Source organism: Desulfonatronovibrio magnus, from assembly GCF_000934755.1.
Taxonomy (GTDB): Bacteria; Desulfobacterota; Desulfovibrionia; order Desulfovibrionales; family Desulfonatronovibrionaceae; genus Desulfonatronovibrio; species Desulfonatronovibrio magnus.
The window spans coordinates 1-15198 of sequence record NZ_JYNP01000015.1 but is presented as its reverse complement, the minus strand read 5'-3'; the positions used below and the strand labels follow the sequence as shown (position 1 = coordinate 15198).

The 15198-nt window shown below is 45.7% G+C and carries 13 protein-coding genes; 2 read left to right on the top strand and 11 right to left on the bottom strand.

The annotated features are described in order from the left end of the window. Window positions 1-213 precede the first annotated feature (213 nt). From LZ23_RS01045 to LZ23_RS01030, 4 genes are all read right to left on the bottom strand, one after another. Window positions 214-609, bottom strand: coding sequence for a PaaI family thioesterase (locus LZ23_RS01045; RefSeq protein ID WP_045210833.1), 396 nt, complete (start codon window positions 607-609; stop codon window positions 214-216). 666 nt (window positions 610-1275) lie between these two features. After that, window positions 1276-2199, bottom strand: a complete 924-nt coding sequence (locus tag LZ23_RS01040) for a nickel/cobalt transporter (protein WP_052507006.1) — start codon at window positions 2197-2199, stop codon at window positions 1276-1278. Continuing rightward, window positions 2196-2834: a DUF1007 family protein gene (locus LZ23_RS01035; protein ID WP_052507005.1), complete on the bottom strand. Its 639-nt coding sequence runs from the start codon at window positions 2832-2834 to the stop codon at window positions 2196-2198. Before LZ23_RS01035 ends, LZ23_RS01040 begins: the two co-directional genes overlap by 4 nt. Before the next feature lie 41 nt (window positions 2835-2875). Beyond that, window positions 2876-5599, bottom strand: a complete 2724-nt coding sequence (locus LZ23_RS01030) for a UPF0182 family membrane protein (protein WP_052507004.1) — start codon at window positions 5597-5599, stop codon at window positions 2876-2878. Window positions 5600-6101: 502 nt separating this feature from the next. On the opposite strand from LZ23_RS01030, the gene LZ23_RS23850 reads away from it, so the two are divergent. Next, complete coding sequence (locus tag LZ23_RS23850; RefSeq protein ID WP_232300337.1) at window positions 6102-6392, top strand: hypothetical protein; 291 nt, start codon at window positions 6102-6104, stop codon at window positions 6390-6392. A 529-nt stretch (window positions 6393-6921) separates the two neighbouring features. Here the strand turns inward: LZ23_RS23850 and LZ23_RS01020 are convergent. The 6 genes from LZ23_RS01020 to LZ23_RS00995 form a co-directional block, all read right to left on the bottom strand. Beyond that, window positions 6922-8727, bottom strand: a complete 1806-nt coding sequence (locus tag LZ23_RS01020) for a ferrous iron transporter B (protein ID WP_045210830.1) — start codon at window positions 8725-8727, stop codon at window positions 6922-6924. Next, on the bottom strand, window positions 8720-9031 hold the full coding sequence (locus LZ23_RS01015; protein ID WP_045210827.1) for a FeoA family protein: 312 nt from the start codon (window positions 9029-9031) through the stop codon (window positions 8720-8722). Before LZ23_RS01015 ends, LZ23_RS01020 begins: the two co-directional genes overlap by 8 nt. 320 nt (window positions 9032-9351) lie before the next feature. Next, window positions 9352-10017 carry a class I SAM-dependent methyltransferase gene (locus LZ23_RS01010; RefSeq protein ID WP_045210825.1) on the bottom strand — a complete coding sequence of 222 codons (666 nt, stop codon included), beginning with the start codon at window positions 10015-10017 and terminating at the stop codon, window positions 9352-9354. Between the two features lie 27 nt (window positions 10018-10044). Further along, entirely contained in the window at window positions 10045-11058 is a 1014-nt protein-coding gene (locus LZ23_RS01005) for a lysylphosphatidylglycerol synthase transmembrane domain-containing protein (RefSeq protein ID WP_045210823.1), read from the bottom strand. 19 nt (window positions 11059-11077) lie between these two features. Continuing rightward, window positions 11078-11719 (bottom strand): methyltransferase domain-containing protein, encoded by a 642-nt coding sequence (locus tag LZ23_RS01000; protein ID WP_045210822.1) that lies wholly within the window; start codon window positions 11717-11719, stop codon window positions 11078-11080. A 145-nt stretch (window positions 11720-11864) separates the two neighbouring features. Continuing rightward, window positions 11865-12305, bottom strand: a complete 441-nt coding sequence (locus tag LZ23_RS00995) for a Fur family transcriptional regulator (RefSeq protein WP_045210820.1) — start codon at window positions 12303-12305, stop codon at window positions 11865-11867. 83 nt (window positions 12306-12388) lie between these two features. Here LZ23_RS00995 and prs point away from each other — a divergent pair, with 83 nt between their 5' ends. Further along, the gene (gene prs / locus LZ23_RS00990) at window positions 12389-13300 is read left to right on the top strand and encodes a ribose-phosphate diphosphokinase (protein ID WP_045210818.1); all 912 of its coding nucleotides are present in this window, start codon (window positions 12389-12391) and stop codon (window positions 13298-13300) included. A 44-nt stretch (window positions 13301-13344) separates the two neighbouring features. On the opposite strand, the gene LZ23_RS00985 is transcribed toward prs, so the two are convergent. Next, a complete protein-coding gene (locus tag LZ23_RS00985) occupies window positions 13345-14733 on the bottom strand; it encodes a sigma-54-dependent transcriptional regulator (protein WP_045210816.1) in 1389 nt (462 codons plus the stop codon). Window positions 14734-15198: the final 465 nt, after the last annotated feature.

Below are 15198 nucleotides of genomic sequence, written 5' to 3'. Positions count from 1 at the left end.
CTGAATAGTTAATTAGAAGGTCTTCAGCCTGGCGGACCGGGACCTGACCTGTGAGTAACTTACATCCAGCAAAACCTGGATTCCGGCTTTCGCCGGAATGATGGTAATAAGCTACATTTTGCTTTAACCGGCACCACGGACTCGATGCGGGGGCCAGTTTTTTTAGAAGTTACTTAGAAAACGGTCCCCAGGCGATAATCAGTGTCTAAACTATTACGATTTAGTAAGCTTGTAGGCTGTTGACTGCAGTACAGCCACAAGCTCATTATCCTGGTTGTGAATTTCTATCTGATATCCTGCCAGTTTGCGGTTGGAGTAGATTTCTCTGGCACTAGCAGTGAGTACATCACCTTTAACTGCCGGGCGTATATAATTTATGGATGCATTAACCCCAACTGCTGTTTCCTCTCTTGAGTTGGCAGCAGCTGCAAACGCCAGGTCTGCAAGGGTGAACAATGCACCTCCGTGGGCCATTTCAAGACCGTTAAGGTGTTCCTGTTCAACAGTCATGCTGACCCTGGCAGTTCCCGGTAATACTTCAAGCAGTTCAATGCTGCAATGCCTGGCAAAAATGTCTTTTTGAGAGATGAATGATTTAATGTCGTGCATAATTATTTCTTTAACGTATAAGTATCTAAGAAGCTCCCCACCCGGGCGGACCGGGACCGAACCTGTGAGAAACTGTCTTTAAAGTGGAGCCTGCATCCTGCAGGCTATTTAATTCCAGGCGGCTGGAAGCCGCCTCCACATTAAAGAACAGTCCCATATTTGGAAATTGGGACAGTCCCCGCGAGGTACTATAAAAAAGATTGATGCTGCATTGGTTCTTGGAAGAAATTTGCTTTAATGATGAAATTTACATAGCGAGGGACAGTCCCCCTCCGGGCTGTAAGCCTCCGGGCAGGAAGCTGTGCCTGGCGTAAAGCTCTCATCTTTGACGGAATTTTTCAGGCAAATGTGCATCAATCATAAGCAAAAATCGTAAAAAAATGAAAATCATAACAATTTGAAATCATTGACATAAAAATGTAGTTACTTAGAAGCTCCTCACCCGGGCGGACCAGGACCGAACCTGTGAGTAACTTACACCACTCGTTCCCAGGCTCCAGCCTGGAGGCGTTTAGTTCTTGCGGCTCCAGCCGCTTCTTCAAAATGTGGCTGGAGCCACAAAAAAGAGGTGTTCCCAGGCTGGAGCCTGGGAACAAGAGCAAATATACTGAAATTTGTAAGTATTTGATTTTATTGCCAATATGATTCTGGTTACTTGTAAGTAAGTCAAAAGCCCGGACTAAAGTACAATGTAGCTCCAAGGAATGATATAATCAAGGCACCCGCAAGTGCAGGTACATGAAATAGTCTGGGGCTGATGGTAACATTAGTAGCAGCCCTGGCCAGTATATTGCGTGCAAAAATTGAAGCCAGGGCAAATGATATAGTTGTCAGGGCCAGACCTGCGGCAAGAAAAAGCATGGCGATCAGACCCGCGTTAAAGATATCTAAGCTTATGGCAAAAAATAAAATCAAAGCAGCACCAGGACAAGGAATCATTCCAACTGCAAGACATAACGAAAGCATGCCCTTGTTATCGGCACTTGCCTCGCTGCACTTGCAGCTTTCAGCCCTGCCTGAAATCGCCCGGATAGATTTCCATGCCAGAAACAATCCAATAAAAAAAATCAGTGCAGAGCTGATTTTCTGCATTTGTTTTTCTGCCTCATCCACAGAACTAAGTGATCCGGATTGAGTCACAAAATAAAATATTAATACTAAGGCTACTGCAGACAAGACATGAAGAAAGCTCATGAGACCGCCCATAAGCAGACCCTGACGCAGCTTGGCTTTTGTACTTAAAAAATATGTGCTGACAAAAACCTTGCCATGCCCTGGACCCAAAGCATGGATTACTCCGTAAGCAAAGGCCAGCCCAATAAAGGACCAGAATGACGCACCCCATGGGTTTTCCCGGATATCCCTGGCATAAACACCAGCCTTCTGCCGGATCTGGGCCTGCCATGCAATAATCTTGACCATGGCTTTTCTGCCCTGCTTCTGGATCCATTCAGGCATTAGATCACTGACAGAGAATGAGTCATCCCTTGTTTCTCTTTCAGCTGGTGCGGCACCTTGAAAAGGGTTTTGAGCCAGGGAGTATTGAGGACAGCAGGTAAGGAAAAGCAGCAGAAGAAAAAAGTATTTCATAAGGGATTTATTGACAGTCTGACAGCAACAGGAGTTACAAAACCGAAATAGTAAGTCAGATCTTCCATTTCTACTGTATCCTGTTCAATCGACCATTCATCAACAGCACCGTTTAATTCAACCACTCGAGGAGGAAAGAAAATCTGGCAGTAGAAATCTTCATCATAAACTGCGATGAACACTTCATTTTGACCTGATTGTCGGGAAAGTTTCAAGTCAAGAGGCATAAAAAAGGAATAGGTGACCATATTGTCACTGACACTGACCGTAAAGTTTTCAACTTTTTCTATTGGATGCTCATTGGTACCCTGAAACACTCTGGTCCAGTAGCCATAATTTTTAAGATTTTTAAAGGCTTCCTGGAACAAATGATCAGTTTCCTCCTGTGAAAACTTTCCGTCCCTGTTCTTGTCATATTCATCTATAACCCAGGAACTGAAGAATTCATCAAAGGTCCATTGCTGCTCAATTCCTTTTATTCCGTTTTTATTGAATACAACCGCAAGACTCGATTCAATAAAGACGTGAGGATGAGCTTGGATTGGTCCTGCAGAAAAGATAAGCGCTGCCATCACCAGACTTGCAAGCAAGGTTCTAAGCAATGGCAGCGTCTTGATTATTTTTAAGTAATACATACAAGTATGTATAATATCCCTGACTGTCAGGGTCAAGGGTGTTAATTGACCAATTTTTTAAGTTCGTTTAAGGCATCCTGCAGCTTGTCAATGGCATCTCTGAGCCCTTCCTGGATTCCATTGGTTATTTGAGGAAGTATGCGTGTTGTAACAGGTTCTACAGGATCATCCTCTTCAACAACAGGTGCCACAGCAGGCAAAATTCCCACCAGTGCATCAATGGATTGATCCAGAGTCTGATGCATGACCACCTGCCTTGAATCGGCAAGAATGATTCTTCTCAGTTCCGGAAAGTCAAGGTTGTCAGGTTTGAGAAAGACAGGTTCAGCGTAGAGCAGGGCATCTCCCACTGGAATAACCAGGAGAATCCCTCGAAAAACTTCTGAGCCAACCTGACCCCAGAGAGTAAACTGTTCCGAGATAACCGCGTCATTATCAATGCGCGCCTCAACCTGATTGGGACCATCAATGTGTCGTCCTGTAGGAAAGCGATAAAGGGTCAGTTCACCATAGTTATCGCCGTCACTCCTTGCTGCCATCCAGCCAACAAGGTTGTGCCTGTTAATGGGAGTAAAGGGCTGAATCAGCAAAAATTCTTCCTTTTCTTCACCAGGCAGGCGCGCTACAATATAATACGGCCTCAATGCTTCAGTTCTTCCAAAGGAATGCTGTACAGGAATGGACCACTGGTCTTCCTGGTTATAGAATACAACAGGATCTTCCATGTGATATTGCAGGAGCATTTGAGTCTGTACTGTGAAGATGTCAAGAGGATAACGTAAATGCCCTCTCAGATAGTCAGGCATTTCTTCCATAGGCTTGAAAAGATCGGGAAAAATAGCCTGGTAGGTCTGAATAATGGGATCATCAGGATCAGATACATAATACTCAATTGTACCATGGTAGGCATCAACTACAGCTTTGACACTGTTTCGTATGTAATTGAAACCGTCCTGCCAGGGAGTAGAATACGGGTAGCGTCTTGTTGTAGTGTAAGCATCCTGTATCCAGAACAGACGTCCATCAGCAACTACACTATAGGCTTCTCTGTCGCGTTTCAGAAAAGGAGCGATGGTGGTAAATCTTTCAGGCACTGTCCTGCGGTACTGAATCAAGCTTTCCGAGGTGATTTCGCCTGATATGAGTATATTTATATCCCGGAACTTCCAGGCATACATCAGTCTGCGAAATAGTGAACTGAGCTCTACTCCTCCATCTCCCTGGTAGTGAGTATAAACGGGGCCATCTACTCCAGGATAGTTGAATTCCTCCATTCTGGTCCGAACAATTAAGTAATTCAGGCTTTTGAGGCCATAGTATATCTCCGGTTGCTCGAGAGGAATCTCACCCGTAGGGGGAAGGTCCCTTATAAAGAAACCCGGCCTGCCGCCTTCCTCCACCTCAGTTACAGGAGTCATGGCTACACCGTAACCATGAGTAAACTGCAAATGTCTGTTAACCCAGCGTTGCGCTTCTGAAGGAAGTTTGTCAGCAGAAAGCTCACGGGTTGAAAGCATGACCTGACGCAGCCTGTCATCTACAACATACCTGTCGGTGTGCACTGCCAGAAAGTCATAATACAGTCGGAAAAACTGGATCTGGTTATAGCTTTGCAGCAGAGGACCTTCATCCCAGAGACGGATGTTTTCCACTGTGCCAGCATTGTTTTCCAGGGTAGCCCTGTCCATCTCGCCTCTTGCGGGATGGCTCCGGGTGTTCATATTTTCAAGTCCAAATGCACTCCTGGTATGAGATATGTTTTCAGCCAGAAAAGAGCGTTCCCGGGCAAGTTCGCTGGGCTCAACGACTAACCTTTGCACAAGTCCAGGAGCGACACTGGTGACGATAAAATTAAGGGCAAACCATACACCCACTGTCCAGAGCATCATTTTGCTTCCACCAGAATAGGCACCATACGCAATAGCTGCAGCACAGGCCAGCGCCACAAAAGTCATAAGAGCCAGGCCGGGCAGAAGAACGTGTTGATCAGTATAGCCTACTCCATACACTGCGCCCATATGCGAATACAAAAGGTCATATCTCCCAAGCCAGTGTCCTAAGGCCACCAGAACAAACACCACAGCGCCAAGGCCTGCAAGGTGTTTCATAATTCGACCGCTGAAAGAAAAAAGCTCGCCCCTGATAATGCTGTTCAGGTAATAATAGGCTCCAACGATGACTATAGTGGCGATAAGTACGGCCAGCATCCATGAACGCATAAAGTCCAGTGCAGGCAGAGTAAAAATGAAAAAGGAAAAGTCATTGCCAAATACCGGGTCACTTTCTCCAAAAGAGACCTGGTTCATGTACTTGAGAATCATCTCCCATTCCATGGAAGGTGCTCTGCCGAGAAAAAAAGCTGCAAGAGCTATCACGCCCATGGCGCCCCATGTCAGTAGTCTCCTTGCCGTCTGATACAGGTGAGCAGGTACACTTTGATTCAAAAGACGAAGTTTTGAAGTGGTTTTGTAGGCAAAGTAGAAGTTGGGCACTGCTATGGCCAGGACCAGTCCTACTCCAAAGAAAAAAAGTCCAAGCTTGGCAGTTATGACTTTTATTAGGACTGATTCATAACCTAAGCTCTGATACCAGAGCCAGTCAGTATAGAAGGACTGGCACCAGCTTATGCCCATCCAAACAAACATGAGCACTATGGCTGCAAGGGTTAGCTTTACAAAAAAGTAGATTTTTCCCAGGTCGATGTCTTCAAGCCTGATGGGCCTGTCCTGATTAATAGGATCTCCTGGTCCGAATTGTTGAGACATTTAGCACCTCTGTTGTCTTGATTTAAAATCTGGTAAATGTTTATGGATATATGGATCCAGCCCGCAGTTTACATATTACACGATTAAAGGGAAGACCCTGTCAGAACCACGTTCAGACGTGAGTTTGTCTAAAGCCATCAAGTCCCTGTGCTGCGAGCGAACCATTTGTCTGCTTCTTAAATGTAAAATTTCACAAGGTCAATGTTTTTAGCTCTACAGCGACACTTTACGCCAATTGTCGCCTCGGCCACCTGGGACAGGCACTATTGCCGACCTCAGGCCGTATAGATGCCTGGCACAAGATAGGTTGTGCTGCAGAGCTGAATGACTGGCAAAGAAGTACAACCTGACAAGTGATACTTTACGTTGCCGAAGTCTGGATGAAGGTGTTTCAGTTAACTGGTTCAATCAATGCAAAGCTTGCAAACTCATGATTTTGGACTTAAGTAAAAAATGTCAGACAGACGGGGGCATTGATCATAATTTAAAGGAGACTTTTATCATGGAGCGTATATTCAACAATGCCGGGCCCACTGTCCCCAGGGATCACTATCATATTGATCCATTGCACCGCCTGGACTGGGCAGAAATTCAACTTAAGATTTTAAGAGGAGATCTGGAACAGACTATCCAGACGGGCTTAGAGCAGACTGTTGACTATGCTGACCGTGCAGGTGCAGACGAAGCCCATCTTATTATCTTTAACCGGGATAGAACAGTCTCCTGGGATGAGAAAATATTCAGGCGGGAAGAAACTTTCAATAACAGAAATATCATTGTATGGGGTGCCTGAACTTTCTGACGCAAGCTGTGCCCGCAACCTACCTGAGGCAGTGATCGTTAAGCCGGAGAGATACGATACATTTAAGGCCAAGGGCCAAGGGACAAGAAGCAAGGTCCAAGGTGCAAGAAGCAAGGGCAGAGGAGTAAGGTTCAAGGTGGGGAAGTTCCGATACTTTGACCTCTTAGATCTTTGCCCATAGACATCAGACTTGCGACCTTGGACTTGGGGCCTTCGGTCTTCTAATTAATTAAAACCAAATTAGTAATAAATTCAGAGTATTATGGTTTTACCTTACAGATTGCTTCGGTCGCTTAGGCTCCCTCGTTGGTGACAGGTTTTGAGCAACCACATCCCTGACAGCTCAGGTGTCATTGCGAGCGAGTCTTCGAGCGCGGCAATCTCAAACGCGCTAAGGCTATTTCAAGTTACTCGCAAGTTCGGTCCCAGTCCCCCGGGGTGAGGAGCTTACAAGTGACCATAATTTTCAGTCAATTATTTCAAAAGGTAACTTAAACTTAGATGCTCTGAACAGATATATTTAAACAAAGATTCTGGTTAGAAAAGTCATTCTGGCAAAGAGGCCGCCCACAATAAAGGCTGTAGAACTGGTGAAAATGAGCATGATAAAAGCTGTTCTGACGTTGAATTCCCGGGCCAGGGTGGCAACAATGGCTATGCAGGGCACGTAAAACAAACCAACCACAGCACCAACAAAAAGCTGCAGGGTTGTCAATTGCATTTCAATCAGCGGAAGAACAGCAAGCTCCCGGCGCATTATGCCCAATACAAGGGGGATGGAGGCTTCTTCCGGCAGCCTGAGCCAGTGAACCACCAATGGACTGAGCAGTTGGCCTACAGCAGACATTATCCCGGTCTCATAAAGAACAGCAGCTATACCCACAGCAACAACCATAGGCAGAGCGCCATCTGTCACATACCTCTTGAGCCTTACCCAGATTTTTTTGCTTAAAACATCCAGCCTTGGCGGCAAGAGCTCTGGAATTTCAATAATGGTCAAAGGGCGTGGACCGCGCATGAAGCGATCCATAATTATTCCCGCAAGAATAAGGGCCATGAAAGAAACAGTGAAAACCGCCACCACCACGGTTACAGACCTTTCCGACAGCATGGCGATAAAAGCTCCGGTCTGGGAGATGCAGGGAATGGCCATGCAGATCATGGTAGCAATCATTATTCTTTCCTTGCCTGTACTTAGAGCCCTGGTAGCCAGAATGCCGGGTATGCCGCAGCCATATCCGAGAAGCAAGGGAATAATGCTTGAGCCCTGAAGCCCGATTTTGTTCAGAAGACCATCTAAAAGTACACCCAGGCGGGGCAGATAACCGCTGTCTTCCAGAACAGCCATTACTCCGTAAAATGACAGCACATAAGGCATGACAAGTGTAAAAGGCCATTCAATGCCTTTAACCAGAAATCCGTATTCCCCAACCATAATATTGCGGATAACACCTGGATTTATAAGGGCCTCCACCACGCTCACTATCTGAGGGATAATCAATCCTCTGAAAATGGGCAGCAGCACCAGTTGGCGCAGCTGCATACCGATACCGACAATGAGGGCAAAGGCTATGATCAGGATAACAAATGCCAGAGGCAGGCCAGGCCATGGCTGGATAAGTTTTTCGCCCCAGATCTTTCTTTTGGATCGAACTGTTTCTTTGAGTTGAGAGGTGACTTCTCTTGTGATTTTTTCGGCTTTGGACCACAGGTCTGTCTGACCCGGAGTCCATGATACTTGAGGTTCAACTGGATGGTGGAGAGTATTGGCTACAGCTTCCTGCAGAAGGTTGAACCCTTTTTTTTCAATGGCCACCATGGGAACGAACCGGACACCCAGAAGAGACGAAAGTCTGTCAATATTAATTTCAATATTCTTGTCACGGGCAAGGTCTACCCGGTTGAGGGCCACAATTGTAGGCAGCTTGTATTCTAGAACCTGTAACAGCAGGTACAGGCTGCTTTCCAGGTTGTTGGCGTCTACAACGCATATTACTGCTGAGGGTCTTGAGGAAAGGTCATCTGCGCAAACTTCAGTATCGTCCTGGCAATGAGCGCAACCAGCTCCAGATCCTTCCTTACGTTCTCCACGGAGCATGTCCACAGCGACCTGCTCTGCCTGGTTGGTGGCGCTTAAGGTATAAGTTCCGGGGACATCTACAAGGTTGGTTTCAATGCCGGCAAAGCGCGCTTTGCCGGCGACAAAGTCTACAGTAGTTCCTGCATAGTTGGCACAACTGACATTGAGCCCTGTCAGCTGATTGAAGATTACACTTTTACCTACATTGGGAGGGCCAATTAGTAGAACGTGGTTTTGTTTACTCATGCCCTATGCATTCACCACTGTGCTTTCTGAGTCGTATCTGGCGGGCAACGGAGCGAGACAAGGCAGTGTGACGGCCCTCTATTTCAGCGACAAGTGGACCGCCGAATCTGGTTCTGCAGCGCATGCATACCCTTTTGCCAGGTCTGAAGCCAAGTGCCTCCAACATAGTCTCGCCGGGCACCTGATCTATTTCGCCGAATTCTTCAGGGTTCAGGCAGTCAAGTGTTCTGACGGGATGATTATCCAGAAGGTCGGTTTTGTCCAACTCTGCAGGGCTGCCTTTTCCAAACCACTGTTTAAACATTATTACTGCTCCTTAATTATGATATTATCTGTTCAGCTCTATGAATGCTGTATGGGTTTTGACCATTGGTTTTCAAGGGTTCTAACAGATTAATGTAATGAAGTATTGATTTTCAGTTTCACTGTTTGGTTTTAAAAAAAGCCAAGGGGTTAGCTTGACATTGAATGTGGTTATCAAAGTATATCCTGGATGAAATGTCAAGTCTTTTTTTACAAGTGACTTGTCTGAAGTGCTACGTCGGGACGCGTCTAAGATTGATAGCCGCAGGGAGCATTACGCGTTTCTGAAAATTCAGTTGGGAGCAGTCACTGTGCAAGTCGTCATAATTCAGTTTTGCTGCGGGGAGTGCCAGCATCAGTTTTGTGCAGAATAATACTTTTTTTGCCAAGAGGCTGAATAAGTTCGTATCTGTTAATGTTGCCCACTGTGTGATATCCTGGTGCCTCATAAAACCTGGCAAGGTTGCCTCTTGCAGTTCGAAAAATAAGTCTGCAGCCCGGATCCATGGTTTGAAATGTCTGCATCAGGGTTTTGTCTAAGGGATGAACATGCAGTGAGATCCAGACAGCATTAAACCCAGAGCAGTCAACTTTCGTACCTGAGCCGCACAAGACGTTTATGTTTCTTTCCAGTCCGAATTTTTTTACTACCAGCTTAGCCTGCTGGACTGAATGACGGTCTATATCCATGGCAACCACTCTGGCCCCAAGATCTGCAAGAAACAGCGCAGTCATTGGCAAAGGCCCGCAGCCTATGTGCAATACTTTCTGGCCAGGCATAAGTTCTGCCTGTCTTGCTTCTTTGCAGAGCATGGACTTGTAGAAAAGCCAGGCATAAATTTTTCCAAAAACTGGTATTTTTGCACCAATTAGCTCCAATTTCTGTACAGACCATAAAAAAAATTGCTGAAAATTATAGTTGGTTGAGGAAGGTCTATAGCTCTTTGAACAGTCAGTCATGCTTGAAATTTTTGCTTCGGTTTTCATTTTTACTCTCGTCTAATCTGATCTAATTTAAGGTGATGCAGTCTGGGCGAACAGGAAGTTTTTTCTGCGCATGAGCAGAATACAGGAGCCTGCGGACAGCATCAGGGGGAACCAGAAAGTTGTAAGTCTTGATACAAGCGCTATGGCCAGCCCCTCTGCAGGAGTCAGACCGCCCAGTGTAAAAAACAGGGCCATGCCGCCTTCGTAAGTGCCGAGTCCGCCAGGCAAAAGTGGGGCCATGCTGAGCATATAGGCAAAAAGTGTGGCAAGTCCTATGAGTACCGGGTGGACATCAAAACCGAGAAACATACAGGCAAAATAGACTTTTACTGGATAGAAAATCCAGATGCCAAGTGAAACTGTAAATATTGAGGTGATCTGCTTCCAGGTAAGCAGTTGGGCTGCTGAAGTTCGGGCATTGCGGAAAAAGTCCAGAGATCTGGTTAAGTAGCTGTTGTCTTTGACCCCGGGGCATTTTTTGTCAATGTCTTCAGCACCTGTGCCGGCAGGGCAGTTACTTTTCAGGGCAGCACCTGGTTTTAAACAGCAAAAGTACGCCAGCAGGATACAAAACAGGATAAGCAGCGCCAGAGCGTAATACAGGTAGACAGGCAGTTGGAAGTAGTTTGGTGCCGGGAGTATCAGCACTATGCACAGCAACATAAAGGGGGCCATGGTCAAAAACTTTTGCACCATCATAATGCCGGTAAGCTTGTGGTAAGAACTTCCTGTATATTTTCTGAAAAGAAATATTTTGGCAGCCTCTCCTCCGAACTTGACCGAAGGTGTAAGGCTCTCAATGAGACTTGCAGACTGGTTAATCAGAAACACTGAGCCAAAATTTATCGCTCCTGTTCTGTTTAGTAAGAAGTGCCATATCCATGCCCCTGCAAGCAGTGTCACAATCTGCAGGCTGAACAGAAAGGCCACCTCCATAATTGACAGTGAACCCAGGGCATCAGTTACCTGGTCAAGCCCGAAGAAAGCTGCCAGTCCAGTAACGCCCATAATCCCTGCGGAAAATAAAAGTAACTTGTACATCTCTCGCTCTCTCTTTCTCTTAAATCTCAGCTGCAATCAATGGCCGGGAAGAAACCGGCCTGTCCATGACAGGACTGTGCCCGGGCCGAACATGAGGTGGCTGGATGGTCCCTTCACTGCTTTCAAGCAGGACAGAGCGATCAAATGTGGTCATGGGCTGCAAAGTAGCAGCCTGAATATAGTGATCTGTTATAAGATTATCGTAATGATCCCTGTATGCAGGGCTTGGAAGCCTGAATACCAGACGGACATCTTGTCCTGATGAAATCATGGCCTCCAGAATATTATTTTTGGGAGCCGCCTGCAAAGCTATAACTGCCACTGAAAAATCCTCTTGAAAACCCGTGGCTCCGTCTCCATGTAAGACATCCACTTTATGGGACAGGTCTGTTTTGGAGACACACTTTTCAGCAAGCTTTACTGCCTTTTTATCTATATCCATAGCATAAACGCGGGCTCCTGTGATTGTGGCAATATATAGAGCTGTAAATGGTACAGCTCCGCAGCCTACATTGAGCACCACATCTTCCTCAGTGATGCGAGCAAGATGGATCTCGTTTTCAATGACTTTTCTGTAAGGCCTGGAGTACATCCAGGTGAGTGTTTTAGATGTACTGCTTAATTTTTCCCAGGCTGCAATTACTGGTGGAATCCAACTCATTTTTCCCTTCCTGGCGATTAGAGCTTTGAATTTCAATATCAACATTGACTCATAAAAAAATGTCGAACGTGTCGACACTCATAAAAAAAAACGAAGAGGAAATCCTTCAACCACTTTAAGCAGGGAAATGTCAAGAATTATTTTATTATGCCTGCTTACTTTCCCTGCACTCCCGGCATTGCCCGAAAAGATACATACTGTGACTGTTCAGGGTGAAGTCATGTTTTTTGGCCAGTTCTTCCTGCAGTTGTTCTATACGTTCATCCACAACCTCGAGGCGTTTGTCACATGTTTGACAGATAATATGGTCATGATGGCTTTGCCCGTAATAGGGTTCATACCTGGTAACACCATCTCCAAAATCTACCTCGCGAGCAATTTTTGATTCAGACAGCAGTTTCAGGGTGCGGTATACTGTGGCCTGCCCAATGGAAGGATCTTTTTTCTTGACCAGGCCGTAAAGTTCTTCAGGTGAGACATGATCTTCAACGCTCCAGAAAACATCAAAGATAGTTCCACGCTGAGTGGTTGATTTCAGCTTTTTTCTGGCCAGATAATCAAAAAATTTTTCTCTTGCTTCCTGCATAGTTTTTTGTGTTTGATGTTAAAGATGAACTTATATATATAGTTATGAAGAGAGTTGTCAACATTATTTATGAAGGAGATGCGATGATTACATTATTTTCCAGTCCATGTTCCCATGATCTGGCTCGAAGCATTTGCCTGGCAAACCCTTCATTTCTGCGGGGTGATATATCCTGGCTCAGATTTAGAGATGGTTTTCCAGACCTGAAAATAAATGATGCCCTGAATCTAACTAACCGGCATGTGGTATTTCTTGCATGTCTGGAGAGCTCTGATGAAATTTTCCGGCAATTGTCAGTCATTTATGAACTGCCAAGGCTGGCAGTTAAATCTCTCAAGGTCGTCCTGCCCTATTTTCCCACCGGCACCATGGAACGTGTGGATGAGGAGGGAGAGGTGGCCACTGCAGCCACACTGGCCAGAATGCTGTCCATAATTCCGGGCACCATGTCCGGGCCAGTGGAGATATTGATTTATGATATTCATGCCCTCCAGGAAAGATTTTATTTTTCAGACCAGGTTATACCCAGGCTGGTAACTGCAATTCCTCTGCTTCTGAAAAGAATCAGAGCTCTGAAAAATGTAGCCATTGCATTTCCTGATGATGGATCTTTGAAACGATTCGGTAAAATGTTTGAAAACTATCCGATTATCACGGCTTTGAAAATCAGGGATAAAGATTGCCGCAAGGTAGTCATTAAAGAGGGTGATCCGCGCGGTAAACATGTGATTATAGTTGATGACCTTGTCATGACCGGAGGCACATTGCTGAGATGTCAGGAAGCACTGAAAAAGGCCGGAGCTTCAGAGGTAAGTGCTTTTGTTACCCATGGTGTTTTTCCGCAGCAGTCATGGAAAAGATTTGTTGATCATGGATTTACTAAATTCTGGATGACTGACTCCTGCCCAAAAACCGTTGAAATGGTGAAAAACTACAAACCGTTTGAAGTGATCTCTCTTGCTGAGGATATTGCGGCTAAGGTTTTTTGTGAATGATTAGTAATTGAGTCCACTGACTTCTAACTTCTTCCCTCTGATTCCTATGTCTGCTCCAGCTTGCGGTAGAGTGTACGACGGCCGATGCCGAGGATTGATGCGGCTTTGCGTTTGTTGCCGTCCACACTGCTCAGCACATGTTCAATGTATTGTCGTTCTACTTGATCCAGAGTCATCAGGGGGGCGTCTTCACTTACCGGAATAAAGCCGTGCTGCGGTAGTGATGTGCTGGCCTGGACATGGGCTTCCCTGATTCTGGCAGGCAAATGTTCCGGCTTGATCATGTGACCGTCACAAAAAGTTACAGATCGTTCCACCGCATTTTTTAATTCCCGAACATTACCCGGGTAGTTGTATTTTTCAAGCATACTCAAAGCTTTTTCATCAAAACCTTTTATACTTTTGCCTGTTTTGACCTGAAACGTCTGCAGAAATTTGCCCGCAAGCAGTGCAAGATCTTCGCCGCGCTCACGTAAAGGCGGGACTCGCAGGGTAAAGGTCTCCAGACGAAAGAAAAGATCCTCTCTGAACTTGCCTTCTTCAATTTCTTTTTCCAGGTCGCGGTTGGTGGCAGCAAGAATGCGAACATTGGTTTCTTGTTCCTGGTTTGCACCTACAGGGCGAATCTTGCCATCCTGCAGGGTGCGCAAAAGCTTGGCCTGTAAAACAATGGGCATTTCAGAGATTTCATCCAGAAGCAGGGTTCCGTTTTGAGCTTCTGCAAAAAGTCCGGATCTGGATTTGTTGGCACCGGTAAAAGCTCCTGCCTGGTGACCAAAAAATTCGCTTTCCAGAAGGTGTTCAGGAACACCAGCACAATTTACTGCGAGGAAAGGACCTGAGCTGAAATTACTCTCCTTATGCAGTGCCCTGGCAACCAGCTCTTTGCCGGTTCCTGACTCTCCAACTATCAGAACCGGACCTTCTGCACCAGCCACTCTCTTTATTTGATCAAAAAGAAGACGCATACTCCTGCTTTTGCCGAAAATGCCATGAAATCCGTCATCATCAAGCATGTTTTTGATCATGCTGACCTGGGCTTTCAAGTTTCGATGACGCATAATGCGGTTGACAGTGATTATGAAGTGATCCAGATCTAAGGGCTTGGTCAGAAAGTCTTCAGCTCCTGCCTTGAGGCATTCCACAGCTTTGGATATGGTGCCAAAAGCAGTTATGATTAAAAAATCAGGAAGATTGTCCGCGAAATCACGCTGAGCAACCTGCAGCAGATCCAGTCCGTCCATGCCGGGCAATCTCAAGTCTGTAATCACCATGTCCGGGATTGTTGTGGACATGATGGACAGGGCCTCTTCAGCGTTTCCTGTCCACTGGCAATCCATACCATAGTCGCGCACTTCTTCCATAAGAAGCGTGCCCAGTTCTTTGTCGTCTTCAACAATTAACACATTGGCTTGTTGATTATCCGTATGCATATAAGCACCTTGTTTCCTCATTAGTAACTGCATTTTTATGTCAATTATTTCAAACCGTTATGATTTTCAGTTTTTTACGATTTTTCCTTAAGATTCACTTACAATTACCAGGAAATTTCCGTCAAAGATGGGAACTTTGCGCTTGGCACAGGGACTGTCCCTCGCTATGTAAATTTTTTCATTAAAACCGATTTTTGCCAGAAACCAATGCAGTATCAAACTTTTTAACGTTTCCTTGCGGGGACTGTCCCAATGTCCATAGAAGAGACTCATTTTCAGTTGCTCGCAGGTTCGGTCCCGGGCCGCCCGGGTGAGGAGCTTATTAGTAACTTACCGCTTCAATCCTATAGAAAAAAACAAGAAAATTTTATTTATTGACAAGACCAATAAGGTCCACAATCCGAATTCTTCAGCCTTCAGCCTTCAGCCTTCAGCCTTCAGCCTTGAGCCTTCAGCCTTCAGCCT

Excerpts from the sequence above, each read along its gene's own strand:
- LZ23_RS01045 (WP_045210833.1), bottom strand. The coding sequence starts at position 609 with ATGCACGACATTAAATCATTCATCTCTCAAAAAGACATTTTTGCCAGG.
- LZ23_RS01040 (WP_052507006.1), bottom strand. The coding sequence starts at position 2,199 with ATGAAATACTTTTTTCTTCTGCTGCTTTTCCTTACCTGCTGTCCTCAA.
- LZ23_RS01035 (WP_052507005.1), bottom strand. The coding sequence starts at position 2,834 with ATGTATTACTTAAAAATAATCAAGACGCTGCCATTGCTTAGAACCTTG.
- LZ23_RS01030 (WP_052507004.1), bottom strand. The coding sequence starts at position 5,599 with ATGTCTCAACAATTCGGACCAGGAGATCCTATTAATCAGGACAGGCCC.
- LZ23_RS23850 (WP_232300337.1), top strand. The coding sequence starts at position 6,102 with ATGGAGCGTATATTCAACAATGCCGGGCCCACTGTCCCCAGGGATCAC.
- LZ23_RS01020 (WP_045210830.1), bottom strand. The coding sequence starts at position 8,727 with ATGAGTAAACAAAACCACGTTCTACTAATTGGCCCTCCCAATGTAGGT.
- LZ23_RS01015 (WP_045210827.1), bottom strand. The coding sequence starts at position 9,031 with ATGTTTAAACAGTGGTTTGGAAAAGGCAGCCCTGCAGAGTTGGACAAA.
- LZ23_RS01010 (WP_045210825.1), bottom strand. The coding sequence starts at position 10,017 with ATGAAAACCGAAGCAAAAATTTCAAGCATGACTGACTGTTCAAAGAGC.
- LZ23_RS01005 (WP_045210823.1), bottom strand. The coding sequence starts at position 11,058 with ATGTACAAGTTACTTTTATTTTCCGCAGGGATTATGGGCGTTACTGGA.
- LZ23_RS01000 (WP_045210822.1), bottom strand. The coding sequence starts at position 11,719 with ATGAGTTGGATTCCACCAGTAATTGCAGCCTGGGAAAAATTAAGCAGT.
- LZ23_RS00995 (WP_045210820.1), bottom strand. The coding sequence starts at position 12,305 with ATGCAGGAAGCAAGAGAAAAATTTTTTGATTATCTGGCCAGAAAAAAG.
- prs (WP_045210818.1), top strand. The coding sequence starts at position 12,389 with ATGATTACATTATTTTCCAGTCCATGTTCCCATGATCTGGCTCGAAGC.
- LZ23_RS00985 (WP_045210816.1), bottom strand. The coding sequence starts at position 14,733 with ATGCATACGGATAATCAACAAGCCAATGTGTTAATTGTTGAAGACGAC.